General features: G+C 60.7%; 26 protein-coding genes. 16 read left to right on the forward strand and 10 right to left on the reverse strand.

Annotated elements, in window-relative coordinates; all coding sequences use genetic code 11:
* Positions 1 to 325: 325 nt before the first annotated feature.
* A complete protein-coding gene (gene tgt / locus DWA01_RS15710) occupies positions 326 to 1,456 on the reverse strand; it encodes a tRNA guanosine(34) transglycosylase Tgt (protein ID WP_114286755.1) in 1,131 nt (376 codons plus the stop codon).
* Between the two features lie 200 nt (positions 1,457 to 1,656).
* On the opposite strand from tgt, the gene DWA01_RS15715 reads away from it, so the two are divergent.
* Entirely contained in the window at positions 1,657 to 2,019 is a 363-nt protein-coding gene (locus tag DWA01_RS15715; protein WP_114286756.1) for an SUF system Fe-S cluster assembly protein, read from the forward strand.
* A 79-nt stretch (positions 2,020 to 2,098) separates the two neighbouring features.
* Positions 2,099 to 2,449: a HesB/IscA family protein gene (locus tag DWA01_RS15720; RefSeq protein ID WP_114286757.1), complete on the forward strand. Its 351-nt coding sequence runs from the start codon at positions 2,099 to 2,101 to the stop codon at positions 2,447 to 2,449.
* Between the two features lie 106 nt (positions 2,450 to 2,555).
* Here DWA01_RS15720 and DWA01_RS15725 read toward each other — a convergent pair whose 3' ends face one another.
* Entirely contained in the window at positions 2,556 to 3,218 is a 663-nt protein-coding gene (locus tag DWA01_RS15725) for an HD domain-containing protein (protein WP_114286758.1), read from the reverse strand.
* A gap of 142 nt (positions 3,219 to 3,360) precedes the next feature.
* On the opposite strand from DWA01_RS15725, the gene tpiA reads away from it, so the two are divergent.
* Positions 3,361 to 4,116 carry a triose-phosphate isomerase gene (tpiA, locus tag DWA01_RS15730; RefSeq protein ID WP_114286759.1) on the forward strand — a complete coding sequence of 252 codons (756 nt, stop codon included), beginning with the start codon at positions 3,361 to 3,363 and terminating at the stop codon, positions 4,114 to 4,116.
* Positions 4,117 to 4,195: 79 nt separating this feature from the next.
* On the opposite strand, the gene DWA01_RS15735 is transcribed toward tpiA, so the two are convergent.
* Together DWA01_RS15735 and dksA are read right to left on the reverse strand one after the other, a co-directional pair.
* The gene (locus DWA01_RS15735) at positions 4,196 to 5,365 is read right to left on the reverse strand and encodes an FAD-dependent monooxygenase (RefSeq protein WP_235008576.1); all 1,170 of its coding nucleotides are present in this window, start codon (positions 5,363 to 5,365) and stop codon (positions 4,196 to 4,198) included.
* Positions 5,366 to 5,473: 108 nt separating this feature from the next.
* The gene (gene dksA / locus DWA01_RS15740; RefSeq protein WP_114286760.1) at positions 5,474 to 5,896 is read right to left on the reverse strand and encodes an RNA polymerase-binding protein DksA; all 423 of its coding nucleotides are present in this window, start codon (positions 5,894 to 5,896) and stop codon (positions 5,474 to 5,476) included.
* A gap of 195 nt (positions 5,897 to 6,091) precedes the next feature.
* Here dksA and DWA01_RS15745 point away from each other — a divergent pair, with 195 nt between their 5' ends.
* The 7 genes from DWA01_RS15745 to DWA01_RS15775 are packed head-to-tail and all read left to right on the forward strand — an operon-like array spanning position 6,092 to position 11,429.
* Positions 6,092 to 6,931: an AAA family ATPase gene (locus tag DWA01_RS15745; RefSeq protein ID WP_114286761.1), complete on the forward strand. Its 840-nt coding sequence runs from the start codon at positions 6,092 to 6,094 to the stop codon at positions 6,929 to 6,931.
* A 47-nt stretch (positions 6,932 to 6,978) separates the two neighbouring features.
* Positions 6,979 to 8,361: a DUF2927 domain-containing protein gene (locus DWA01_RS15750; RefSeq protein ID WP_114286762.1), complete on the forward strand. Its 1,383-nt coding sequence runs from the start codon at positions 6,979 to 6,981 to the stop codon at positions 8,359 to 8,361.
* A 2-nt stretch (positions 8,362 to 8,363) separates the two neighbouring features.
* Positions 8,364 to 8,528: an apolipoprotein acyltransferase gene (locus DWA01_RS15755; RefSeq protein WP_114286763.1), complete on the forward strand. Its 165-nt coding sequence runs from the start codon at positions 8,364 to 8,366 to the stop codon at positions 8,526 to 8,528.
* A gap of 4 nt (positions 8,529 to 8,532) precedes the next feature.
* Positions 8,533 to 9,717, forward strand: a complete 1,185-nt coding sequence (locus DWA01_RS15760; protein ID WP_114286764.1) for a vWA domain-containing protein — start codon at positions 8,533 to 8,535, stop codon at positions 9,715 to 9,717.
* On the forward strand, positions 9,714 to 10,124 hold the full coding sequence (locus DWA01_RS15765) for a hypothetical protein (protein WP_114286765.1): 411 nt from the start codon (positions 9,714 to 9,716) through the stop codon (positions 10,122 to 10,124). The genes DWA01_RS15760 and DWA01_RS15765 overlap by 4 nt, the downstream gene beginning before the upstream one ends.
* A complete protein-coding gene (locus DWA01_RS15770; RefSeq protein ID WP_114286766.1) occupies positions 10,121 to 10,708 on the forward strand; it encodes a DedA family protein in 588 nt (195 codons plus the stop codon). Before DWA01_RS15765 ends, DWA01_RS15770 begins: the two co-directional genes overlap by 4 nt.
* Before the next feature lie 37 nt (positions 10,709 to 10,745).
* Positions 10,746 to 11,429, forward strand: coding sequence for a M48 family metallopeptidase (locus DWA01_RS15775; RefSeq protein ID WP_114286767.1), 684 nt, complete (start codon positions 10,746 to 10,748; stop codon positions 11,427 to 11,429).
* A gap of 83 nt (positions 11,430 to 11,512) precedes the next feature.
* On the opposite strand, the gene DWA01_RS15780 is transcribed toward DWA01_RS15775, so the two are convergent.
* The 4 genes from DWA01_RS15780 to DWA01_RS23170 all read right to left on the reverse strand — a co-directional run bounded on the left by DWA01_RS15780 (position 11,513) and on the right by DWA01_RS23170 (position 14,226).
* Complete coding sequence (locus DWA01_RS15780; RefSeq protein ID WP_114286768.1) at positions 11,513 to 12,073, reverse strand: RSP_2648 family PIN domain-containing protein; 561 nt, start codon at positions 12,071 to 12,073, stop codon at positions 11,513 to 11,515.
* Complete coding sequence (locus DWA01_RS15785) at positions 12,070 to 13,269, reverse strand: RSP_2647 family RNA methyltransferase (RefSeq protein ID WP_114286769.1); 1,200 nt, start codon at positions 13,267 to 13,269, stop codon at positions 12,070 to 12,072. The genes DWA01_RS15780 and DWA01_RS15785 overlap by 4 nt, the downstream gene beginning before the upstream one ends.
* A gap of 41 nt (positions 13,270 to 13,310) precedes the next feature.
* Positions 13,311 to 13,907, reverse strand: a complete 597-nt coding sequence (locus DWA01_RS15790; protein WP_235008577.1) for a DUF6778 family protein — start codon at positions 13,905 to 13,907, stop codon at positions 13,311 to 13,313.
* A 157-nt stretch (positions 13,908 to 14,064) separates the two neighbouring features.
* Entirely contained in the window at positions 14,065 to 14,226 is a 162-nt protein-coding gene (locus DWA01_RS23170) for an RSP_7527 family protein (protein WP_160116063.1), read from the reverse strand.
* Positions 14,227 to 14,445: 219 nt separating this feature from the next.
* On the opposite strand from DWA01_RS23170, the gene edd reads away from it, so the two are divergent.
* Together edd and eda are read left to right on the forward strand one after the other, a co-directional pair.
* Positions 14,446 to 16,272, forward strand: a complete 1,827-nt coding sequence (gene edd, locus DWA01_RS15795; protein ID WP_114286770.1) for a phosphogluconate dehydratase — start codon at positions 14,446 to 14,448, stop codon at positions 16,270 to 16,272.
* A gap of 10 nt (positions 16,273 to 16,282) precedes the next feature.
* Complete coding sequence (eda, locus tag DWA01_RS15800) at positions 16,283 to 16,924, forward strand: bifunctional 4-hydroxy-2-oxoglutarate aldolase/2-dehydro-3-deoxy-phosphogluconate aldolase (RefSeq protein ID WP_200832595.1); 642 nt, start codon at positions 16,283 to 16,285, stop codon at positions 16,922 to 16,924.
* Positions 16,925 to 17,065: 141 nt separating this feature from the next.
* On the opposite strand, the gene DWA01_RS15805 is transcribed toward eda, so the two are convergent.
* Together DWA01_RS15805 and DWA01_RS15810 are read right to left on the reverse strand one after the other, a co-directional pair.
* Positions 17,066 to 17,320 (reverse strand): hypothetical protein, encoded by a 255-nt coding sequence (locus tag DWA01_RS15805; protein ID WP_114286771.1) that lies wholly within the window; start codon positions 17,318 to 17,320, stop codon positions 17,066 to 17,068.
* A gap of 28 nt (positions 17,321 to 17,348) precedes the next feature.
* Positions 17,349 to 20,135 carry a [protein-PII] uridylyltransferase family protein gene (locus DWA01_RS15810; protein ID WP_114286781.1) on the reverse strand — a complete coding sequence of 929 codons (2,787 nt, stop codon included), beginning with the start codon at positions 20,133 to 20,135 and terminating at the stop codon, positions 17,349 to 17,351.
* A gap of 102 nt (positions 20,136 to 20,237) precedes the next feature.
* On the opposite strand from DWA01_RS15810, the gene DWA01_RS15815 reads away from it, so the two are divergent.
* The 4 genes from DWA01_RS15815 to DWA01_RS15830 all read left to right on the forward strand — a co-directional run bounded on the left by DWA01_RS15815 (position 20,238) and on the right by DWA01_RS15830 (position 22,785).
* Positions 20,238 to 20,717 carry a YbaK/EbsC family protein gene (locus DWA01_RS15815; RefSeq protein ID WP_114286772.1) on the forward strand — a complete coding sequence of 160 codons (480 nt, stop codon included), beginning with the start codon at positions 20,238 to 20,240 and terminating at the stop codon, positions 20,715 to 20,717.
* Between the two features lie 117 nt (positions 20,718 to 20,834).
* Entirely contained in the window at positions 20,835 to 21,251 is a 417-nt protein-coding gene (locus tag DWA01_RS15820) for a DUF2852 domain-containing protein (protein WP_114286773.1), read from the forward strand.
* Between the two features lie 138 nt (positions 21,252 to 21,389).
* A complete protein-coding gene (locus DWA01_RS15825; protein ID WP_114286782.1) occupies positions 21,390 to 21,854 on the forward strand; it encodes an RDD family protein in 465 nt (154 codons plus the stop codon).
* Between the two features lie 76 nt (positions 21,855 to 21,930).
* Positions 21,931 to 22,785 (forward strand): arginyltransferase, encoded by an 855-nt coding sequence (locus DWA01_RS15830; protein WP_114286774.1) that lies wholly within the window; start codon positions 21,931 to 21,933, stop codon positions 22,783 to 22,785.
* The last annotated feature ends 286 nt before the right edge of the window (positions 22,786 to 23,071 follow it).

Raw genomic sequence — 23,071 nt, forward strand, 5'->3', positions numbered from 1 at the left:
AAAAGGCACTGGCCCCAATTCTGGCGACCCCGGCCCTTTCCGTGACTGGTCTATATCTGGGACTTCGCGCCCTGGATTCAACCAAGTCCTGTTCGATGTTGGCGACAGTCTGCCTGCCCCCGACAAAAGGAGCAAGCCGGGAAACGCCGCCAATTCATGCGAAATTCGGCGTTATTCGCGGGTTCCGAAGCGCCTTTTACAATTTCCAGGCGAAAACCGGGTTTTCAGCCGGCAGATAAATTCAAATTAAAAATATTGAGCCTGCGGGATTCGCAGCCTGCCACGCCCGCCCAGTGCGGACGCGGCAGGTCTTGCGCGCGTAACTCTACAGGGGCTCGATGTCGCCCTGGGAGCGCTGCTCATGAAAGTCTTTCTGAAACGCTTCAAACGTGCCGGCGGCAATCGCGTCGCGCATACCCTGCATCAGCTCCTGGAAATAATGCAGATTGTGCCAGGTCAGCAACATGCCCGACAGCATTTCCTGTGCCCGGAACACGTGATGCAGATAGGCGCGGGAATAGTTGGAACAGGCCGGACAGGTGCAAGCCTCATCCAGCGGGCGCGGATCATCTGCGTGGCGGGCGTTTTTGATGTTCACCACCCCGTGGCGGGTGAACAACTGACCGGTGCGCCCCGAACGCGAGGGCAGCACACAGTCCATCATATCGATGCCGCGCGCCACAGCACCGACGATATCGTCAGGTTTGCCCACCCCCATCAGATAACGTGGCTTGTCCTCAGGCAGCATGTCGGGCGCATAATTCAGCACGTCAAACATCATTTCCTGACCTTCGCCGACCGCAAGGCCGCCGACCGCATAGCCGTCAAAACCGGTTTCGCGCAGTTTCTCGGCGCTTTCAGCGCGCTGATCGCTGTAGACCGAGCCCTGCTGAATGCCAAAAAGCGCGTGCCCTGGCCGGTCGCCAAAGGCGTCGCGTGAACGCTGCGCCCAACGCATCGACATCTCCATCGACTTGCGCGCGGTGGCCTCATCGGCCGGAAACGGGGTGCATTCGTCAAAACACATCACGATGTCAGATCCGAGCAGCTTCTGGATCTCCATCGAACGTTCCGGCGTCAGATGATGCTCGGAGCCGTCAATATGGGAGCGGAACGTCACCCCTTCTTCGGACATTTTGCGCAGCCCGGTCAGGCTCATCACCTGAAAACCACCACTGTCAGTCAAAATGGGACGGTCCCAGTTCATGAACTTGTGCAAACCGCCAAGCCGCTCGATGCGCTCCGCCGTCGGGCGCAGCATCAGATGATAGGTATTGCCCAGCAGAATATCGGCACCGGTGGCGCGCACGCTTTCCGGCATCATTGCTTTGACTGTAGCGGCGGTGCCCACCGGCATGAAAGCCGGGGTGCGGATCTCGCCGCGCGGGGTTGAAATCACCCCGGTGCGGGCCTTGCCGTCGGTTGCCTTCAGATCAAAGCTGAATTTCTGCGCCATTTTGCTGTCCTTTTCGCGTTCGCAGGCTTTTGCGCTATTTTTATGGCTTTGCCAAGCCTCAGCGCCCTGCCCCCGGCGTGGTCAAAGCACAGCAGGTCCGCCCCCTGGACAATATCGCGCAGGCAGTTTGGCACCGGTGGCTCTGGACCTTCGCCGCCCTATTCCCTATATCTTTGCTCAGATATCACCACGAGGTCCGTATGACAGCCGAAACACACCCGGTCGAGGGCACGCCCCTGATCAAGCCATCCAGCACCGAACACGCGCTTTATGACGCTGTGGTCGAAGCCTGTCGTTCGGTCTATGACCCGGAAATTCCGGTGAACATCTATGACCTGGGCCTGATCTATACCATCGAGATCTCTGAGGAAAATGAGGTCAGCGTCATCATGTCCCTGACCGCACCTGGTTGTCCCGTTGCCGGTGAAATGCCCGGTTGGGTGGCTGACGCGGTTGAGCCGCTTGATGGCGTGAAACAGGTCGATGTATCGCTCGTCTGGGAGCCGCCCTGGGGCATGGAAATGATGTCGGACGAGGCCCGCCTCGAACTGGGATTCATGTAAACAAAACTTTCTTGCGGCACCCTGCCCTTGTGATATTTTTACCTGCCCCTACATTTGGGGCAGGAAACCGGAGACCCTCATGTTCAGCATCCCAGGCAAACAAGCCGTCACCATGACAGAAGCCGCTGCCCGCCAGATCTCGCGTCTGATGGACAAAGACGGCTCCAAAGGCCTGCGCATCGGCATCAAAAAAGGCGGCTGTGCCGGCATGGAATACACCATGGATTATGTCTCGGACATTGAACCCCATGATGAGGTGGTGGAGCAGGAAGGCGCCCGGGTGATGATTGCCCCGATGGCGCAGATGTTCCTGTTTGGCACTGAAATTGACTATGAGGTGTCGCTGCTGGAATCCGGCTTTAAGTTCCGCAACCCGAATGTTGTTGAGGCCTGCGGCTGTGGCGAATCGATCAAGTTTTCCGGCGTCTGATCCGGCGTTTACTGCGCCGCTGATGCCACCGCCTGATACCACCGTCTGATACCGCTTTTATTGTACCGCCTTTGCCACCACGTATCCCAGCGCCTGTACTGGCGTGTTATTCAGCTGCCTGATCCCGCACTTCATCTCCAGCGTTTTCTGCCAGCAACTGCGCCACAAACTGGCGCATGAAGGCCACCCGCTGCTGCGCCATCCTGCGCCCGGGCGCGGTCTGCATGGTTTCAGAAATCCGGTAGAGTTTGATCTCAAAGTGATCCAGCGCCCAGGCCTGGTCATCCGGATCGCGTCGTTGCGCCAGCGGATCCTCCGCGTCAAACAAACCACGCCCCAATTGACCAGAGACATTAAAACAGCGCGCAATGCCAATCGCCCCAAGCGCCTCCAGCCGGTCCGCGTCCTGCAAAATCCGCGCCTCAAGGCTTACTGGCGCCACCCCGGCTGAAAAACTATGGGCGCAGATGGCGTGATGCACGGCATCCAGCCGCTCCGGCGCCATGCCCTTTGCTGCCAGATATGCCACCGCGTGATCCGCCGACAGCACTGCGGCCCGGTGCCGCTCCGGATCATCCTTGGCCAGGTTGATCACATCATGAAACATCGCCGCCGCCAACAGAACCTGCTGGTCCACCGGCGTATCCAGCTCTGTGCTGATTTGCCGACAACTGGCCCGGACGCGCCGCAGATGGCCGAGGTCGTGGGATCCGTCCCGGCTGCCGGCCCAGACCCGCAACACTTCCGCCTCATAATCCTGCTGTTCCATCGTTGTCTCTTTCCCCGCCCCTATGCAGGACAGACGCTATGTCAGCGCCCGCTTGTGCCGCAAGGTGATTATGGGCTTTTGAAGCGACAGGTTCCGGTCTAGTTTAGCGCAAACACTCTGATCCTACCAAAGGAGATCCCCTATGGCACCGCGTCGCAAACTTGCTGCTGGCAACTGGAAAATGAACGGGCTGAGCGCCAACCTGAGCGAAGTGGAGGCGCTGATGGCGGCCCACCCGGCGCCGGGATGTGACGTTCTGCTGTGCCCGCCAGCGACCCTGCTGCACCGGTTGGCGCAAACATGCGCCGGTCATGCGCTGGCGGCCGGGGGGCAGGATTGCCACGCGGCGGGCAACGGTGCCCACACCGGCGACACGTCGGCAGAAATGCTGCTTGAGGCCGGCGCTGCCTATGTAATTCTGGGCCATTCGGAACGCCGCGCTGACCATGGCGAAAGCAACGCCGAAGTGCGCGCCAAATCTGTTGCTGCGATTGAGGCCGGGCTTGCGGCGGTGATTTGTGTTGGCGAAACGCTGGCGGAACGCGAAAGCACCCGCACGTTGGAGGTGATCCGGGAGCAACTCGCCGGGTCCCTGCCCGGTCAGATCTCTGGCGACACTGTGGTGGTGGCCTATGAACCGGTCTGGGCCATCGGCTCCGGCCTGACCCCGACGCTGGAACAGATTGCGGAAGTGCATGATTTTATCCGCGCAGAGTTGAGCCGGGGCTTTGGCGAGGATGCCGGCGACGCCGTACGCCTGCTCTATGGCGGCTCGGTGAAACCGTCTAACGCCAGCGAAATTTTTGCGGTGTCGAATGTGGATGGCGCTCTGGTCGGCGGCGCTTCGCTGAAGGCTGCAGATTTTTCCGCCATCATCACCGCGCTCGAGGCGGCCTGACACAAGCCCGGACTGGCCCGCAGAACAGGGGCGCGCGGCGCGGTAAACCGCGCCGCGCGCCCCTGTTGCGCTTTTGGGCTCAGCCGCGCGTTACATCATGACGGTAAATCCAGTCGAACCGGGACAGCACGTGGCGCGGCGCCAGCGCGCCACCCAGCCGCAGCGCCGCATGGGCCGCCAGCTTTTTCGGCCCCGACAGGTGATAGTTCTGCGCATTTGAATTGGCCGCCTCAATCACCCGCACCACCCGGGTCCGGCGCATCTGCTGATAGCGCGGCAGCGCCTCCTCGCGCTCATAGCGCTCCAGGCAATCCGCCAGCACCCAGGCATCTTCCAGCGCCATATTTGCCCCCTGGGCCAGGAATGGCAGGGTCGGATGTGCGGCGTCGCCAACAAGTGCTGCATTGTTGCCATACCAACTGGCCGCCACAGGATGGCGGAACAACCCCCAGTAGCTAACCTCCTCCACCTGGGCCAACAGCGCCTGCGCCGGACCGCGAAAGGCGTCAAAACACTGGCGCAGCGCCAGCGGGTCACCCGCGAGATTCCAGCCCTCAGCGCTCCACTGCTGCCGTTCAGCCACCGCCACGATGTTGATCAGCTTGCCGCCCCGCAGCGGATAGCTCACCATATGACGGCGCTTGCCCATATGGACCACCGCTTCTGCCGGCTCGTTGCCCTGCGCCGGCACCAGCGCCCGCCAGGCGGTCTGGCCGGTGAAAAACGGCGTTTCCGCCCCGTTCAGCACCGGGCGCAGCCGCGAATGCAGCCCGTCCGCGCCAATCAGAAGCCCGACATTGTCGCTGTGCCCCCCGGCGCTGCTCAGCCGGTAGCCGGCAGAGGTCTCAGTCACCTGGTCGATCCGGCGCCCGAGTTCGAACATCACCCCGGCCGCCCGCGCCGCTTTTTCCAGCAAAGACACCAGATCGGCGCGGTGAAAATACAGATAGGTCTGATCCGGCGCCCAGCGCGCCAGATCCAGCCGCATCACCTGACGCCCGCTGGTGCCGTCGCGCAGACACACCGCGCGCCCGTGGACCGCCAGGGCGCGCGCCTCATCGCCCAGCCCCAGCGCGTCCAGAACCGCCACACCATTGGGCGAAACCTGCAGGCCAGCGCCAATCTCACTGAGGACCGGGGCCTGTTCCAGCACCCGCACAGACGCGCCACGCAGCGCCAGCGCCACAGCGACCGCCAGGCCGCCAATGCCACCGCCCAATACAGAAATGTCTTCGCCTTTGATCATAATCGCCTCAGAGACCAGCCGGGCCGCCCGGCTGTTTTGTGGTTCCAATTGCAAACACCGGAGCATTTCTGCCCCGGTGCTGCGATTTCATTCCATGACACAGATCAAAAATCAGTCGTCGCGATGTACCTTTTCACGGCGTTCATGGCGTTCCTGGGCTTCCAGGCTCATTGTTGCAATCGGACGGGCGTCCAGTCGCTTCAGGGAAATCTGGTCACCTGTCGCTTCGCAGTACCCGTATTCCCCTTCTCCGATCCGGCGCAGCGCGGCATCAATTTTAAGCACCAGTTTGCGTTGGCGATCCCGGGTACGCAGTTCCAGGGCACGGTCAGTTTCCTCAGATGCGCGGTCCGAAATATCCGGAATATTTCTGGTGCCGTCCTGCAAGGACTCAATAGTATTCTTGCTGTCATCAACAAGATCGGTCTTCCAGGCTAATAACTTTCGTCGAAAATACTCAACCTGACGTTCATTCATGAACGTTTCGCTCTCTGCCGGACGATAATCGTCTGCCAGGAAAACTTCGGTTTGCATAGCTCTTCCCTTTGTCTTACCGGCTGGCTGGCTCAAAAAAGATCTGATCTTAAATCAACCATCCGGTACACCCTCCATTAGGACTTCATTTAACTTAAGAAAACGCGGTTGTCACTATCAGATCGCGGCTTCTTGATGCCGCGGTCACCTCTGTTATGGTGCCTTGGAACCCTGGCAAAAGAGCACTAATTATTTATGAAATTCAACGGCACCACCCGCTATGTGTCCACAGAAGACCTCACGGTTGCTGTGAATGCTGCAATCACGCTTGAACGTCCTCTGCTGGTAAAGGGCGAACCTGGCACCGGAAAAACGGAACTGGCGCTGCAAATTGCAGAATCTCTCGGGCTTGAGATGATCGAGTGGAATATCAAATCCACCACCAGGGCAGCACAGGGGCTTTATGAATATGATGCCGTCAGCCGGTTGCGCGACAGCCAACTGGGCGAAGAACGTGTTCACGATGTGAAAAACTACATCAAAAAGGGCAAACTCTGGCAGGCGTTTGAAGCCGGCAAAAAAGTTGTACTGCTGATTGACGAGATCGACAAGGCCGATATCGAGTTCCCCAACGACCTGCTGCAGGAACTCGATAAGATGGAGTTCCACGTCTATGAAACCGGTGAGAACATCCGCGCCCGTCACCGCCCGGTGATTATCATCACCTCCAACAACGAAAAAGAACTGCCCGACGCCTTTCTGCGCCGCTGTTTTTTCCATTACATCCGCTTCCCGGACGCGGAAACCATGACAAAAATCGTCGCGGTGCATTATCCGGAGATAAAAAATACCCTTCTGACCACAGCGCTGACACAATTTTATAACATCCGGGATATGTCTGGGTTGAAAAAGAAACCGTCAACCTCTGAAGTACTGGATTGGTTAAAGCTTATTTTGGCAGAGGATCTGAGCGCGGAAGATTTGAAACGTGATGGTGCCAATGCGCTGCCGAGGCTGCATGGGGCATTGTTGAAAAATGAACAGGATGTGCATTTGTTTGAAAGGCTCGCCTTTCTGGCCAGGAGCAACCGCTGAGCGCAACAGGCCAGCGGCAGTCAGATGCATGATCAACGGGGTTATTTATGAAGCTTTGGGTTAAATCGGTTTTGGGGTTTCTGGCGCTGTCGGCCTGCGCAGCAACGCCCTACAGCACCCCCGAGCAGCGTATCGAACGCGCGGCGCCGCTGTCTTACGCGCTGCCGCCGATGAAAGTCTTTTCCGGGGTCCACCGCCTCCCTGCCCGGCGCAGCAATGTGTCTGTGGCACGGGATTTCCTTGATCTGAGCTTTCAGCTGGAATCCGGCCGGCCACTGCCCCGCTTTACCCGTTTTGAAGGTCCGGTGACCGTGCGGGTGACCGGCGATGCGCCACCGAGCCTTGGACCGGATCTTGCGCGCCTGTTGCAGCGGCTGCGCAACGAGGCTGGCATTCCCATCCGGCGGGCCCCCACCAGCCAAAACGCCTCCATCACCATCGACGTGATACCGCGCAAGCAATTGCAGGGTCTGGTGCCAGATGCGGCCTGTTTTGTGGCTCCGGGCGTTTCCGACTGGGCCGGCTATAAACGAAACCGTAATGCGCCCCTGCTCGACTGGACCCGGCTGGAAACACGCGACCAGCTGGCGATTTTTATTCCCGGCGACGTGGCGCCGCAGGAGATACGTGACTGCCTGCACGAAGAGCTGGCCCAGGCGCTGGGACCGCTGAACGATCTCTACCGCCTGTCTGACAGCATCTTTAACGATGACAATTTTCAAACCGTGCTGACCAGCTTTGATATGTTGATCCTGCGCACCTATTATTCGCCCGATTTGTACAACGGCATGAGCCAGGCCCAGGTCGCGGCCCGGCTGCCGGCCATTCTGGCGCGGCTGAACCCGGAGGGCGGTGCGACCGGCATCCCGCGCGGCTCACAACGCTCAAAGACCTGGGATCAGGCGGTGCGCAACGCGCTGAACCCGGGCTCCGAGTCCCGCCGCCGCCTGACCGCTGCCCGGAACGCGGTCAGAATTGCCACGGATAACAACTGGCAAGACGGGCGGCTGGCGTTTTCGCTGTATTTGCAGGGCCGGTTTTCCATTGGTCGTGAACCGGGTCAGGCGCTGAGTTCTTTCCTGCGCGCCGACCAAATTTTCCGCGCCCGCCCCGGCTCTGAGCTGCAATCCGCTCATGTGGCGATGCAACTGGCTGCTTTCGCCCTGCGCGCCGGCCAGGCCCGCACCGCGCTGGACATGGTCAATGCCAACCTGGAACCGGTGAAACGTGCTGAAAACGCAGCTTTGCTGGCCACATTGCTGATGATCAAAGCCGAGGCGCTGGAACTGCTGGGACAGGCGGACGAGGCCCAAAGCGTGCGGCTCGACAGTCTGGGCTGGGCACGCTATGGGTTTGGTTCTGATGCAGAAGTACGGGAGCGCGCCGGAGATATCGCAGCTCTGGCCCCCGGCAAAACAAGGGTCCAATAAAAATGATCGTAATTATTCTGGCGCTGATCGGCGGCTATATCGGGCAGCGCAACGCGGCCAAACGCGGCGGCAACCGGCTCGACCGGGCGCAATATGGCGTGGTCTATGGCATCGTCTTCGGCCTTATCGGTCTGTTTGTGACCGTGCTGGTCGAACGCGTGCTGTAAACCGATGTTTTTGCCTTTCTTTGAGAATTTGCGCAGCACCGGCATCCCGGTCAGCCTGCGCGAATACCTCTCATTTCTGGAGGGCATGCACCGCGGTCTGGTCACTTATGACATCGACGGGTTTTATTACTTTTCCCGCGCGGTAATGGTCAAAGACGAACGTCACCTTGATAAGTTTGACCGGGCCTTTGCCACCTCCTTCAAAGGCGTGGAAAGCCTCAGCACTGAGGATGTGCTGAACGCGGTTGATCTGCCGGCTGAGTGGCTGCAGAAAATGGCCGAAAAACACCTCAGCTCTGAGGAGCGTGCAGAAATCAAAGCGCTCGGCGGTTTTGACAAGCTGATGGAGGTGCTGAAACAGCGCCTCAAGGACCAAGAAAAACGCCATCAGGGTGGCAATAAATGGATCGGCACCGCCGGCACCTCGCCGTTTGGCGCCTTTGGTTATAATCCCGAAGGCATCCGCACCGGCCAGGACAAGAGCCGCCACCAGCGCGCGGTGAAAGTCTGGGACAAGCGTGACTTCGCCAATCTGGACGACACGGTGGAACTGGGCACCCGCAATATCAAAGTGGCGCTGAAACGGCTGCGCAGCTGGGCCCGGGACGGCGCCCGGGACGAGCTCGACATTGACGGCACCATCCGCGCCACCGCCGAACATGGTTATCTGGATGTGCAGACGCGGCCCGAACGGCGCAACGCGGTGAAAGTACTGCTGTTCCTCGATGTCGGCGGCTCGATGGATCCCTATATCCGGCTGGTGGAAGAGTTGTTTTCCGCCGCCCGCACCGAGTTCAAACATCTGGAATATTATTACTTCCACAATTGCCTCTATGAGGGTGTCTGGCGCGACAATGCGCGGCGCTGGGATGCGCAGATCCCCACATTGGAAGTGCTGCGCACCTACGGCTCTGACTATAAATGCATTTTTGTCGGCGATGCCTCGATGAGCCCCTATGAGATCGCCGTTCCCGGTGGCGCCAACGAGCACTGGAACCAGGAGGCCGGCCAGACCTGGTTGCAGCGCGCACGGGAACAATGGCCCGACCATATCTGGCTGAACCCGACGCCGGAAAACCACTGGCAATACACCCAGTCGGTCCAGATGGTGCGCGATATATTTGAAAACCGGATGATGCCGATGACGCTGGACGGCATCACCCGCGCGATGAAAGAGCTGGGCAGATGAGCCCGCTTTTGCACCAGCTGCGCCAGATCCTGCGCCGGTATCCGCGCCTGGTTGTGCTGCTGCTGATCAGTATATTGGCAACCGGGTTCTTTAGCCTGCGCGCGCTGGACGAGATGCGCAGCCTGGCGCCGCATGACAGCCACCCGCTCGCGCCCTGGATGACGCCGCGCTACATCGTCAAAAACCACGACGTGCCGCCGGAGGTGCTGCGCGACGTGCTCGGCGACCAGCCGATGGATCTCAAACACATTCCGCTGCACAGGATCGCCCGCCGTCTTGACGTGCCGCTGCCCGATCTGGTGGTGGAGCTGGAGGCGGCGATTGAAGACTGGCGACGCGCCAATACCGGTGACGGGGCCGCAACCGGCAAGGCAACCGGCAACGGCACCGGGCAGGTCCGGCCATGACCGACACCCTGCTTTACCTGTTCTCGACCTGGGGCAACTTCCTCGTGCTGGCGGTGACCTTCTTCAGCTGTCTTGCGGCGCCACTGCCCGCCTCGCTGGTGATGCTGGCCGGCGGCGCCTTTGCCGGTGCCGGCGACGTTTCGCTGCTGGCCACCGGCGGTGTCGCTTTAAGCGGCGCGGTGCTGGGGGATCAGACCGGCTTCGCCATCGGCAAACGGGTGCAGGGCCGCTTGCAACGCTGGTCAGAACGCTCGAAAAGAACGGCCCGTTCCCTGCAAAAAGCCGAGTTTTTTATGCAGAACCACGGCGCACGTGGCCTGTTTCTGAGCCGATGGTTGTTCAGCCCGCTGGGCCCCTATGTCAATGTGCTGGCCGGCGCCACCCAGGTCAGATGGCAGGTGTTCACCCTGTGGACCCTGATCGGCGAAACGGTCTGGGTCAGCCTCTATGTCGGGCTGGGCTACGGGCTCAGCGATCAGATCGAAACGCTGGCATCTCTCAGCGCTGACCTCACCGGAGCGCTCACCGCGGCAGTGCTGGCGGTGGCGATTGCGACCTGGCTGGTGCGGCGGCGGACATCATGACCTTGCCACTGCCCGCCGTTGGCCCCATATCTTTGATATGTTGAAGTTTGCCCCCATCCTGCTGGCGCTGCTCTACGGGCTGCTGATGTACCGGTTTTCGGCCTGGCGCATGGCGCGCACGCTGGATGCGCAATCCTGCGAACTGGTTGACCCGGCGCTGAACCGGCTGACCAAACGCATGGCCGATGCACTCGGGCTGAAACGCATCCGCACCCATATCTATGAAATCGAAGCCATCAACGGGCTCGCCGCCCCGGACGGGCGCATTTTCATCACCCGGGGCTTTTTCAACCGCTACCGCCAGGGCGATGTCAGCGCCGAAGAACTGGCCAGCGTCATTGCCCATGAGCTTGGCCATGTGGCGCTGGGGCACTCGCGCAAACGCATGATCGATTTTTCCGGCCAGAACGCCATGCGTACGGCGCTGGCGATGGTGCTGTCGCGTTTCCTGCCCGGTATAGGCGGGTATCTTGCCCACGGGCTGATGACGCTGCTGACGGCGCGGCTCAGTCGCAATGACGAGTTTGAAGCGGATTCTTATGCCACCGCGCTGCTGATCAAATCCGGCATCGGCACCGGGGCGCAGATCTCGATGTTCCACAAGCTTGATAAATTCAGCGGTGCCCGGGGCGCCGCACAGCCGGCCTGGCTGCTCAGCCACCCGAAAACGGCGCAGCGCATCGCCGCGATTGAGAAAAATCAAAAATCCTGGAAAGTCTGATCTAAAGCGTTATGCGTTCAAATTGAACGTGAAACGCCGTTCCCGGTATTAGCAAAGGCTGCATATCGCAGCAGAATTGTTATTCAAATCCGGTCCGGAATGCTCTTACTCAGCGCTTTGCCCAGACGTGGCAGCCGCGCTTTTTTCATCAGGGCCCGGGTGCTCCAGATCTCGCCTGAGATCCGGTTGGCATCCTGGCGCACCTGTTCCACCGCTTCTGCAACCGCATCAGGGTCACGCGCGAGGCACGCCATCAGGAACTGATCCGGGTCCTGCCGTTGCAGGCCTTCTTCGGCCAGATACTGGCGCGGGAAATCTTTGGCATTGTTGGTCACAATCAGATCCGCGCTGCTGCTGATCGCGGTGGCCAGCACATGGATGTCGTTTGCGTCCGGCAGATAGAGCCGCGCCTCAAGCCCGCCGTGGGGCGCGACCTCGGCTTTGGGCCAGGCCGCGCGCAGCAGCGCCACCTCGGCCCTCGCCTGCAGTTCGCCGTCGGGTGCGATTTTGCGGGCAGCGCGGGCCCATTCTTCCAGGATCCGCGCCGACCAGAGGGGCGTGTACAGCCCTTTAGCCGCCACATGTGTCAGCACCTCCCGCATCACGGTCGGGAACAACACACAGGCGTCTAACACCACTTTCATGGCTGCAGACGGAAGAACAACGCCTTCAGATAACCGCTTTCTGCCAGTTGCGGCATCAGTGGATGATCGGCGCCTGCAAAGCCGGTGTGGATCAGTTGCGCCTGACGCCCTGCCCGGCCAATACCGCGAGCAGAGGACGTGCGGAACTTACCAAGATCGGCAGCATGGGAACAGGAGCACAGCCCCAGATAACCGCCCTCAGCAACCAGAGGTGCGGCGAGACGGGCCAGACGTTCATAGGCGCGCAAACCGCGTTCCAGCGCCTGTTTAGACGGCGCGAAAGCCGGCGGATCACAGATCACAACGTCATAGGTCACGCCTTCACTGGCGAGCGCCTCCAATACGGTGAACGCGTCGCCCTTGCGGCTGGAAAAGCGGTCCTCCGCCCCCATCGCCGCAGCGCCCTGGCGGGCCAGTTCAAGCGCCGGTGCCGAGCTGTCCACCGCCACGGTCTCAGAAGCGCCGGCAGCAAGAGCTGCCAGACCAAAACCACCAACATGGGAAAACACGTCCAGCACCCGTTTGCCGCCCACAAGGCGCTGCATAAATGCCTGGTTGGGACGCTGGTCAAAAAACAGGCCGGTCTTCTGGCCGCCGAGAAGATCCGCCATATAGGTGGCGCCGTTCATCGACACCGGGATCGGCCCGGACACGTCGCCCGCCAGCACTTTGGTTTCTTCTTCCAGCCCTTCCAGGCCACGCACCCGGCCGGTGCCGTTCATCACGATATTGCTGATGCCGGTGACTTCGGCCAGGGCCGCCGCCAGCATCTCAATGCGTTGATCGGCCCATGCCGCGTTGGGCTGCACCACGGCGGTGTCGCCAAAGCGGTCAATCACCACGCCAGGCAGACCATCAGATTCGGCATGCACCAGCCGGTAAAACGGCGCGTCATACATTTGCTCACGATGGGCAAGTGCTGCGGTCAGGCGTTTGGCGAACCAGGCCTGGTCGATCACCGCTTCCAGATCCTGGTCCAGCACGCGGCAGAAGATTTTTGAACCAGGGTTGACGGTTACCAGTCCCAGAGGTTCGCGTTCCGCGTCCTCCAGCACCGCAATCGCACCGGGCGTCAGGCCCTTGGTGCGGCGGTCAATAACCATTTCATTTTCATAGGCCCAGGGAAAACCATGCCGGATGGCACGGGCATTTGCTTTGGGCTTAAGGCGAACAACGGGATAAGAGGGGTGCGTCATGCCCCCCTCCTAATAAATTTCAACGCCTTGGGGAAGCCTGTTCAGGCGCCGGGCTGATAAGGCCGTGCCAATTCGCCCCGAATTATCCGCGCCAGATGGTCAGATACGCGCACTTTCTGGGTCTGGCCAATACGTACGGCTTCCAGCGCCTTGTCGCCGCCAAAGCCTTCAAGTTCCGTCTTGATGATACGGGGTGGCTGCAGGATCGCACCGGTCGCCGCATCCCGCACCTGAAGCGAGAAAATGATCGAATGGCTGCCGCCGATGGAGTAACGGGTCTTTTCGGTCAGCGAATGAAACCGCATCACCTCGACATCAACGATCACCTGCTGGCCGCCCTGCATCTGCGCCGCCCCGCGCCCCATGCCACTGAGGAAGATTTCCCGCACCTGCTGATAGCGGTTGCCATAGGCATCGCCGCGCCAGACGATATCTGCAATCGGGTAATAACGGTTGGCCTCGGACACTTTCAGCGTCTCAGGCACAGTGACGTTCAGCGCGACCACGGAATAATCCGGAACCACAGCGCCGGCCGCAACAGGGGTGCCAGGCGTATAGGCACGTGATGCCGTTTCAATGCCGCCACATGCGCCCAGTCCAAGCAAAGCCGCAGCTACAATCAACCATTTTTTCCGCATCACAGTGCCTCCTTTTAAAGGTCATTCCTGTTGTTAACCTGTCATTAGGTTTTCGGCAGAAAAAGAGGCAGAAATAAGAAAACCCCGGAGCATTTCCGGGGTTTCTTAAAATTTTCAGAAAATGCAAATTCCCTGAAACCGTTGTTTTTCAGGTGGTTCAGCTGGTCTGAGTCTGGGCAGCAGCGCCGATATGCAGGCGCGCTTTGACCCATTTGGTCACGGCGACAGCACTGTCGCGCAGAAACTCAGCACGCAGTTTGCCAGCTTCAAGTCTGATTTCATAATAGTCGAGGTTGTCTTCTGGTTTGAACGAATTCATCTGAATTCTCCTTGTGGTCTGCATTGCTGTTGAAACCAACATAGGTGCCCGGCCCACGCTCAACCACGCACAATTGAGAAGCCCCGCTATGCAATACTGACAGGTCTCGTCCGCGCAGCACTGGAGCAGAAACTTCTTGATTGTTAGCGCTAACAAGCTATGTTGCCCGGCATAAACCGGGAGTTTTGCAACCCGGGCCTCGTTTCTCCAGGAGCAGCCATGCCACTGAACGCCACACTTTCCGATGTCACCGCACGCATAATTGAGCGCAGCAGGGACTCCCGCACGGCTTATCTTGAGCGCACGCAGCGCGCCGCCGAAGCCGGGCCCGCGCGTGCACATCTTTCCTGCAGCAACCAGGCCCATGCCTACGCGGCGATGGCGGATGACAAAGACACTCTTGCCGCCGGGCGGGCGCCAAATATTGGCATTATCACCGCCTATAATGACATGCTGTCGGCGCACAAACCCTATGAGAGCTACCCGGCGCAGATCAAACAGGTCGCCCAGCAGGCTGGCGCCACCGCCCAGGTCGCCGGCGGCGTGCCTGCCATGTGTGACGGCGTCACCCAGGGCCAGCCCGGCATGGAGCTGTCGCTGTTTTCGCGCGATGTGATCGCGCTGGCTGCCGGTGTCGGCCTGTCACACAATTGTTTTGACGCGGTGCTTTACCTTGGCATCTGCGATAAAATCGTGCCCGGTCTGGTGATGGCCGCTGCCACCTTTGGCCATGTGCCGGCGGTGTTCCTGCCCGCAGGCCCGATGACTTCTGGTCTGCCCAATGACGAAAAAGCCCTGGTGCGCCAGAAATTTGCCCTCGGCGAGGTCGGCCGCGAGGCGCTGATGGCAGCGGAAATGGCCGCCTATCATGGCTCCGGCACCTGCACGTTCTACGGCACCGCCAATACCAACCAGATGCTGATGGAATTCATGGGGCTGCACCTGCCGGGCGCGAGTTTTGTCAATCCGGAGACCGACCTGCGCCAGCATCTGACCACGGCGGCGACAAAACAGGCGCTGGCGATCACTGCTCTGGGCAATGACTACCGCCCCGCCAGCCAGGTGCTGGACGAAAAAACCTTTGTGAATGGTATTGTCGGGCTGATGGCCACCGGTGGTTCGTCCAATCTGGTGCTGCACCTGCCCGCGATGGCACGTGCCGCCGGCATTATCCTGGACACAGAGGACCTGGCGGATCTGTCAGAGGTCACGCCGCTGATGGCCAAAGTCTATCCCAACGGCCTGGCTGACGTGAACCATTTCCACGCCGCCGGCGGGCTGGGTTATATGATCGGTGAACTGCTCGCTGACGGGCTTTTGCACCCGGACACTTCCACCATCATCGGCACCGGTCTGGAGGCGTACACCCGCGAGCCCAAACTGCGCGACGGCCGCCTGAGCTGGGAACCCGGCCCGCGCGACAGTCTGAACCACAAAATCCTGCGCCCGGTCAGCGATCCGTTCCAGCCCAGCGGCGGATTGAAAAACCTGCGTGGCAATCTGGGCAGCTGCGTGATGAAAGTCTCTGCGGTGACCCCGGAACGTCAGGTGATCGAGGCCAAAGCCCGCGTATTTGACGATCAGCACGCGGTCAAAACCGCCTTCCGCAACGGCGAATTTATTGAAGACACCGTGGTTGTGGTGCGCTTTCAGGGCCCCCATGCCAACGGCATGCCCGAGTTGCACGCGCTGACACCGACACTTTCTGTGCTGCAGGATCGCGGCTTGAAAGTCGCTCTGGTCACCGATGGCCGTATGTCCGGTGCCTCGGGCAAAGTGCCTGCCGCCATCCATGTGGCGCCCGAAGCCTCTGAGGGCGGACCGCTGGCCCGGGTGCGCGATGGCGATTTGATCCGTGTGGACGCAACCGCCGGCACCATCGACGTGCTGGAACTTGATTTTGGCAGCCGCGAGGCCGTCACGCCCGATCTGTCGGCCAATGCCCATGGTCTCGGACGCGAGCTGTTCGATGTCTTCCGCAAAAACGCCGGACTTGCTACTGATGGCGCCTCGGCTGTCTGCCACCCCAACAACCCCGCCCTTTAAAGGAATAGCTATGACCCCGTTTGAGGCCAGCCAGCGCAGCGAAGAGATTTGCCGTATGGCCCCCGTTATCCCCGTTCTGGTCATCCATGACCTGGCCCATGCCCGCCCGCTGGCCGAAGCGCTGGTGGCCGGAGGGCTGCCGGTACTGGAGGTCACCCTGCGCACGCCGGTGGCGCTGCAGGCGATCGCTGAAATGGCCAAAGTGCCCGGCGGCATCGTTGGAGCCGGCACCCTGCTGACCCCGGCGGATGTCAGCGCGGCTGTGCAAGCCGGAGCGACATTTGGCGTTTCCCCCGGCGCCACCGACACCCTGCTCGACGCTTGCGAAGCGGCGGACCTGCCGCTGCTGCCCGGCATCGCCACCGCCTCTGAAGCCATGGCGCTGCTGGAGCGCGGCTATTCGGTGCAGAAATTCTTCCCGGCCGAGGCCAATGGCGGTGCCAAAGCGCTAAAAGCCATCGGCGCCCCGCTGCCGCAGATCCGTTTTTGCCCCACCGGCGGCGTCAGCCTCGCCAACGCAGACAGCTATCTCAGCCTGTCCAACACGCTCTGTGTCGGCGGCTCCTGGGTCGCCCCGTTGGATCTGCTGGAACGCGGCGACTGGGCCGGGGTGGAAGCGCTGGCGCGTGAAGCCGCCGCGTTGCCACGCTGATCGTCCCCGCAGAATCACAAAGGACCCGCCGGAAACGCGGGTCCTTTTTTGTTTTTAACAGTCTGAGCGGCCGTAAAGGTCAACAGCCTCCGCATCGCGACAATTCCGACCCGCGCATTCCGACTTGCTGAGTGCGGCCGTTCAGCCCCGGCGTGCCTTGGCGCCGCCGCGCCGCCCGGAGCCTTCTGCCCCGTTCAGACCTTCTTTCAGAATCGCCGTCATCGGGTGGCCTTCAAGGCCATAGGCTTTGAGCAGCAGTCCGATCGCAGCCTTCTGGTCCTGCTCCTCCGGCAGTTTGATCGCCCAGTCCATAAAGATCGAGCGGCACTCTTCAACACTGATTCCTTCGATGCGATAGGATTCGCGGATCAACCCGCCCCGGTCCAAAATGTTCATCTGCTGCCTCGTTGCTGCTGTTGTGCCCTCAGGACACAATTACTTTCCGTGTAAGCGCGGAATCTGTGACCACCTGCGCCGCTTGTGCCAGAGTATCCATCCGCGCCGCCAGCATGTCCACGCTGTTAGCGCCGGTTTCACGCAGTAAAAACGACACGCCGCGCTGACCAAAAGCGCTGATGTCCATACGTTCGCCGGACAACAGACGGCCGGCAGACTGCACATGCCAGCACAATTTGTATGAGGCCGACAGCACTTTAACCTCCGCTACGGACAACCATCCCATCGCCACACCGGCGTCCAGCTGATCGCGCAGGTCAGCGGAGGCACAGCCCGAAAGCAATGCTGCCACCTGCGCCAGCAATTCAATATCCATCATGCGCCCGCCGCCCTGTTTGGGCTCCCAGCGGTCCCGCGCCGGTTTTGCTTCGGCCAGACGGGCGCGCATGTCATTGGTGTCGACAAGGATCTTGCCCGCGTCGCGCGGTGCCCGCAGCAGATCCTGGCGGAACATTTCAACGTCTCGCCCCAGGCTGTCAGAGCCGGCCACCACCCGCGCCCGGGTCAGCGCCAGGTGTTCCCAGGTCCAGGCCTCGTCCTGCTGATAGCGTTTGAACGCCACAAAAGACGTCGCCACCGGCCCGGATTTGCCCGAAGGCCGCAGCCGCATATCCACCTCATAGATACGCCCCTGTGCCATCTGCGCGGTCAGAGCGGTGATAAAGGCCTGGGTCAGACGCGCGTAATAGACCCGCGAGGCAAGCGGGCGACGCCCCTCGGACGCGTCAACACCATCGGCGTCATAAATCATGATCAGATCCAGGTCTGACGCCGCATTCATCCGCCCGGCACCCAGCGACCCCATACCAAGAACCACCGCACCGCGCCCGGGAGGCGGGCCATATTTGCGCGAAAACTCCTCCACCACCGGTTGCCACATCGCCGCCACCACCGCGGCGGCCAGATCGGCATACTGGGCACCGGATTCGTCGGCCGGGATCAGGCCACGCAGTTGATGTACCCCGATGCGGAAGTGCCATTCGCGCCCCCAGCGGCGGGCGAAATCAAGCCGGGCCTCATAATCGCTGATCGCCGCCAGATGCGCGGCCAGCTCGGCCTGCAACGCCTGCTGCCCCGGCCATTCGTCGAAAAAGCCTCCGCCGATGACCGCATCAAACACCGCTGAATGACGCGACAGATACTGCGCCAGCGCCGGCGCGGTGGAACAGATGTCAATCACCAGATCCACCAGTTGCGGGTTGGCCTCAAACAGCGAGAACAACTGCACCCCCGCCGGCAGCCCGGCGAGGAACCCGTCCAGCGCCAGCAACGCCTCTTCCGGACGGTCACCCTTTTGCACCCGCGCCAGCAGGTCCGGCTTTAACCGGTCAAATATCTCCACGGCCCGCGCCGAACGCAGCGCCGGATAGGTGCGCCAGCGCTTGACCACCTTGCGCGCCGTTTCCGACTGCTTTGGCGCCGGAGCGACCTCCCCCGGGGCAAAAAAGTCCTCGGTCAGGCTGTGCACCCGCTCCAGCCGCTGTTTGATATCGACGCGCAGACTGGCCTCATCCTGCCCCATGAAGGCCGCCAGTCGGGCAAACCCTTCGTCTGTTTTGGGCAGGCTGTGGGTCTGGGCATCATTGATCATCTGCAACCGGTGCTCGACCTCGCGATGGGCTTCGTAATCGGCAACCAGCACCGCAGCGGTTTCACCGTCGACCCAGCCCTTGACCGCCAGTTCGCCCAAGCCCTCTACGGTGCCGCGCAGGCGCAGATCCGCATCGCGCCCGCCGGCGATCAACTGCCGCGTCTGGGTGAAAAACTCGATTTCCCGGATGCCGCCACGCCCCAGCTTCATATTGTGATCCGGCAGGTTGACCGGCCCGTGAAATCCTTTGTGCTCGCGGATGCGCAGCCGCATATCATGAGCGTCCTGAATGGAGGCAAAATCCAGGTGCTTGCGCCAGACAAACGGGCGCATCGTCTCAAGGAACCGCTCACCGGCGGCAATATCACCACCACAGGCGCGCGCTTTAATATAAGCGGCCCTCTCCCATGTGCGCCCGACACTTTCATAATAGCGTTCGGCAGCCTCCATCGACAGGCACACCGGCGTGGAAGACGGATCCGGGCGCAGCCGCAGATCGGTGCGGAACACATAACCGTCTTCTGTCAGGTCATTCAGCATGCCCGCCATCTTGCGCGTCGCCCGGATCAGCGATGTACGCGCGTCCATATAGGTGTCCGGCTGGTATTGGGTCTCATCAAACAGGCAGATCAGATCGATGTCAGAGGAATAATTCAGCTCCCCCGCGCCCATCTTGCCCATCGCCAGCGCCACCATGCCACCTGCGGTGCCCACGTCCTCCGCACCCTTGCCCGGCAGCTTGCCACGCCGAACCTCAGCCGCGACTGCTGTGGTCATCGCCTTGTGTACTGCCGCATCAGCCAGATCGCTCAGCGCTCCGGTGATCTGCGCCAGATCCCAGACCCCGCCCAGATCCGCGAGCCCGGCATAAAGCGCGACGCGGGATTTTGCCCGGCGCAGCCCCGCCATCACCTGATCCGGCTCCAGGGCGGCAATCTCCGCCAACAGTGGCGCAATCACCTGGTCCGGCTCAAGACCCAGCGCTGCGCTCAGCCAGTCCTGCTGCCGTTCCATCAGCATTTTCAGATAAGGCGAACAGCCAGCGGTGCCGGCAATCAACTCGCGCGTCTCCGCCGGCGCATCGGGAAACAGCGCCTGCGCCTCCGCCCCCCGTTCAGGGTCAAAAGCGAAGGGCGCGCGGGTGATGTTGGATGCAAAACTCATACCATCTTTGTCGGCCCCGCTGCGACGAGCGTCAAGCAGGTTGCAGAGCTTTGTGTGCCAGGCCATGCTCCGGCAAAACAACATCAGACCCAGGACATCCCGATGAGCAAAAGCCTGAAACGTGTGCGCGCCGCGCTGGAAGACGCCGGTGCCGGCAACGCCTGTGCCAATATCCGCGAAATGCCGGACCAGACCCGCACTGCCCGGCAGGCCGCCGATGCGGTGGGTGTGGAGATTGACCAGATCGCCAAGTCCATCATTTTCCGCGGTGAGGCCTCCGGCACCGCCATTCTGTTTGTAACAGCAGGTGGCAACCAGGTTTGCGCCGACAAAGCTTCCGCGCTGGCCGGAGAACCGCTGGGCAAGGCCGATGCCGCACTGATCCGCGCCCAGACCGGCTTTGCCATCGGCGGCGTCAGCCCGGTTGGGCATCTGTCGCCGATCCGGGCCTTTTTTGACCCCAAATTGGCGGAGTTTAGCGAAATCTGGGCCGCAGCCGGCACACCCCGGCATGTTTTCCCGCTTTCGCCCGGGGATTTACAGAAAACTTCCAACTCACAAACTGCTGATTTTACACAGTAATACAAGATTATGTAATAATCATTCACATTACCTCTTGCAGATCGGAGCCGCAATGCCAATCTTTGTAATGTGAAAGACATTCACATACGCCGAAACGATAACAGATTGGAGTTCCAAATGAGTACTGTCGCAACCTGGCCGTCCCAGGCAGAAGCCTGGCTTGATAACAAAGGCAAAGGCGCCTGGATTGTCGCAATGGTACTTGGGTTTATCTTCTTCTGGCCCGTTGGACTCGCCCTTCTTGCCTATATGATCTGGAGCAAACGTATGTTTAACAAATCCTGCGGCCACCGTACCCACCGCGCCCGCCACGCACGTTCTGACTATGGGTTCCGCTCCTCCGGCAACACCGCGTTTGACGCTTACAAAGCCGAGACCCTGCACCGGCTCGAAGAGGAACAGGACAGTTTCAAAGCCTTCCTCGACCGGCTGCGCGACGCCAAGGACAAATCCGAGTTTGACCAGTTTATGGATGACCGGGCCCGCAAGGCCTCTGAACTCCAGGAACCGGAAAACAACAAAGAAGACGCCTGACCCCGTGACGAACCGGTGTCGCGCGGTTTTCCTCCCCGCCGCGTAACCAAAATCAAAGGCCCGCCTCCCTGTTGAGCGGGCCTTTGACCGAACGGGCCTGCCCTCTTATCCCCCCACACAAAAAGAATGATGGACCAGATGACTCATGCGCGCCTCCAGGGCCTGCCAGACCCCGAATTCCAGCCCGAATACTATGATGATGTGCCGCTGAAACGGTTGATCGCTTTTGTGATCGACGTGTTTTTTGTCAGCGTTCTCACCGCCCTCACGCTGCCGTTCACCGCTTTTCTGGGCATCTTTTTCTTCCCGGCCCTGTGGTTTGTGGTCAATCTGGCCTACCGCATCATCTCGATCAGCAACAGCTCCGCCACACCGGGCATGCGGCTGGCCGGGATTGAACTGCGCGACGGCAACGGTGATCCTTTCACCCTGGGCCTCGCGGCCGTGCACACCGGCATCTTTGTCTTTGGCTCCTCGGTCTTTCTGCTGCAGGCTGCGTCGGTCATTCTGATGCTCAGCACCAAACGTGCCCGCGGTCTCGCTGACCATATTCTCGGCACGGCAGCCCTTAACAAATTCCCAACAGTTGCCAGAGCATTGTAATTTAAAGCGCAAATCCGGGGCTTGGCCTGCCCCTGCAAGCTTGTTAGGCTGAGGCGACATTCAACAGTGATCAGATATGCGCCATACACTCCCGCTTGCTCCGCAGTTTTACGTGACCGCCCCGCAGCCCTGCCCTTACCTTGAGGGCCGGATGGAACGGAAGTTGTTCACTGCATTGCAGGGTGAGCATTCTGAAAAATTGAATGACAGCCTGTCAAAACAGGGCTTCCGGCGCTCGCAAAACGTGCTGTACCGGCCGTCCTGCGCCGACTGCTCAGCCTGTTTTTCCGCCCGCATCCGGGTCGCCGATTTCAAACCCAGCAAAAGCCAGCGCCGCGCAGCAAAGAAAAACGCCGATCTGCAGCGCAAAGCCACCTCGCCCTGGGCGTCGGATGAACAGTATGACCTGTTCCGCCGCTACCTGAACGACCGCCATTCAGACGGCGGCATGGCCGATATGGACGATTTTGAATTCGCCGCGATGATCGAAGAAACGCCGATCCGCAGCCGGGTCATCGAATACAGCTCCGATGGCTCTGGCGGACACCCGCGCGGCCAGCTCAGCGCTTGCTGCCTGACCGATGTGCTCGATGACGGGCTCAGCATGGTCTATTCCTTCTATGAGCCGGAGCGGGTGAAAAACAGTGTCGGCACCTATGTGATCCTGGATCATATCGAAATCGCGCGCGATGCCGGCCTGCCCTATGTCTACCTCGGCTACTGGGTCCCCGGCAGTCCCAAGATGAGCTACAAAGCGCGCTTTTCCGGCCTCGAAATCTATTATCACGGCAGCTGGCGGGACATCGGCAATGTAGACGATTATTCCCCCGACGACTGCCCGCCTCAGAATGATCCGATTTCCGATCAGGTGGCACGCATTGACCTGCCCGACACCATGGTGCCAAGCCGCCCGGTGATCAGCGAAATCTGACCCTGTGTCTGTCACGCACCGCGGTCCGTGACCCGTGACCCGTCGGGCCTGCGTGCTGTCCAGATGAATGGCTAGTTGTGGCGCATATCCGGAACCGCTGCTGACCAGCGCATGCCCAGTCACTGACACAGACACCGACACCGACACCGACACCGACAGTCACAATTAAACACGAACCGGGCCAGCCCACGTACCCCAGCCCGACCATGCTCCCCTCCCCCACTGCCACGCTGCACATGTGGCACGTCCGCAACTACACCCTCGGCCCTGTTATTTCCCGCTACCA

This window comes from Candidatus Halocynthiibacter alkanivorans (assembly GCF_003333265.1).
Taxonomy (GTDB): Bacteria; Pseudomonadota; Alphaproteobacteria; order Rhodobacterales; family Rhodobacteraceae; genus Halocyntiibacter_A; species Halocyntiibacter_A alkanivorans.

Excerpts from the sequence above, each read along its gene's own strand:
- tgt (WP_114286755.1), bottom strand. The coding sequence starts at position 1,456 with ATGGCGCAGAAATTCAGCTTTGATCTGAAGGCAACCGACGGCAAGGCC.
- DWA01_RS15715 (WP_114286756.1), top strand. The coding sequence starts at position 1,657 with ATGACAGCCGAAACACACCCGGTCGAGGGCACGCCCCTGATCAAGCCA.
- DWA01_RS15720 (WP_114286757.1), top strand. The coding sequence starts at position 2,099 with ATGTTCAGCATCCCAGGCAAACAAGCCGTCACCATGACAGAAGCCGCT.
- DWA01_RS15725 (WP_114286758.1), bottom strand. The coding sequence starts at position 3,218 with ATGGAACAGCAGGATTATGAGGCGGAAGTGTTGCGGGTCTGGGCCGGC.
- tpiA (WP_114286759.1), top strand. The coding sequence starts at position 3,361 with ATGGCACCGCGTCGCAAACTTGCTGCTGGCAACTGGAAAATGAACGGG.
- dksA (WP_114286760.1), bottom strand. The coding sequence starts at position 5,896 with ATGCAAACCGAAGTTTTCCTGGCAGACGATTATCGTCCGGCAGAGAGC.
- DWA01_RS15745 (WP_114286761.1), top strand. The coding sequence starts at position 6,092 with ATGAAATTCAACGGCACCACCCGCTATGTGTCCACAGAAGACCTCACG.
- DWA01_RS15750 (WP_114286762.1), top strand. The coding sequence starts at position 6,979 with ATGAAGCTTTGGGTTAAATCGGTTTTGGGGTTTCTGGCGCTGTCGGCC.
- DWA01_RS15755 (WP_114286763.1), top strand. The coding sequence starts at position 8,364 with ATGATCGTAATTATTCTGGCGCTGATCGGCGGCTATATCGGGCAGCGC.
- DWA01_RS15760 (WP_114286764.1), top strand. The coding sequence starts at position 8,533 with ATGTTTTTGCCTTTCTTTGAGAATTTGCGCAGCACCGGCATCCCGGTC.
- DWA01_RS15765 (WP_114286765.1), top strand. The coding sequence starts at position 9,714 with ATGAGCCCGCTTTTGCACCAGCTGCGCCAGATCCTGCGCCGGTATCCG.
- DWA01_RS15770 (WP_114286766.1), top strand. The coding sequence starts at position 10,121 with ATGACCGACACCCTGCTTTACCTGTTCTCGACCTGGGGCAACTTCCTC.
- DWA01_RS15775 (WP_114286767.1), top strand. The coding sequence starts at position 10,746 with ATGTTGAAGTTTGCCCCCATCCTGCTGGCGCTGCTCTACGGGCTGCTG.
- DWA01_RS15780 (WP_114286768.1), bottom strand. The coding sequence starts at position 12,073 with ATGAAAGTGGTGTTAGACGCCTGTGTGTTGTTCCCGACCGTGATGCGG.
- DWA01_RS15785 (WP_114286769.1), bottom strand. The coding sequence starts at position 13,269 with ATGACGCACCCCTCTTATCCCGTTGTTCGCCTTAAGCCCAAAGCAAAT.
- DWA01_RS15790 (WP_235008577.1), bottom strand. The coding sequence starts at position 13,907 with ATGCGGAAAAAATGGTTGATTGTAGCTGCGGCTTTGCTTGGACTGGGC.
- DWA01_RS23170 (WP_160116063.1), bottom strand. The coding sequence starts at position 14,226 with ATGAATTCGTTCAAACCAGAAGACAACCTCGACTATTATGAAATCAGA.
- edd (WP_114286770.1), top strand. The coding sequence starts at position 14,446 with ATGCCACTGAACGCCACACTTTCCGATGTCACCGCACGCATAATTGAG.
- eda (WP_200832595.1), top strand. The coding sequence starts at position 16,283 with ATGACCCCGTTTGAGGCCAGCCAGCGCAGCGAAGAGATTTGCCGTATG.
- DWA01_RS15805 (WP_114286771.1), bottom strand. The coding sequence starts at position 17,320 with ATGAACATTTTGGACCGGGGCGGGTTGATCCGCGAATCCTATCGCATC.
- DWA01_RS15810 (WP_114286781.1), bottom strand. The coding sequence starts at position 20,135 with ATGAGTTTTGCATCCAACATCACCCGCGCGCCCTTCGCTTTTGACCCT.
- DWA01_RS15815 (WP_114286772.1), top strand. The coding sequence starts at position 20,238 with ATGAGCAAAAGCCTGAAACGTGTGCGCGCCGCGCTGGAAGACGCCGGT.
- DWA01_RS15820 (WP_114286773.1), top strand. The coding sequence starts at position 20,835 with ATGAGTACTGTCGCAACCTGGCCGTCCCAGGCAGAAGCCTGGCTTGAT.
- DWA01_RS15825 (WP_114286782.1), top strand. The coding sequence starts at position 21,390 with ATGACTCATGCGCGCCTCCAGGGCCTGCCAGACCCCGAATTCCAGCCC.
- DWA01_RS15830 (WP_114286774.1), top strand. The coding sequence starts at position 21,931 with ATGCGCCATACACTCCCGCTTGCTCCGCAGTTTTACGTGACCGCCCCG.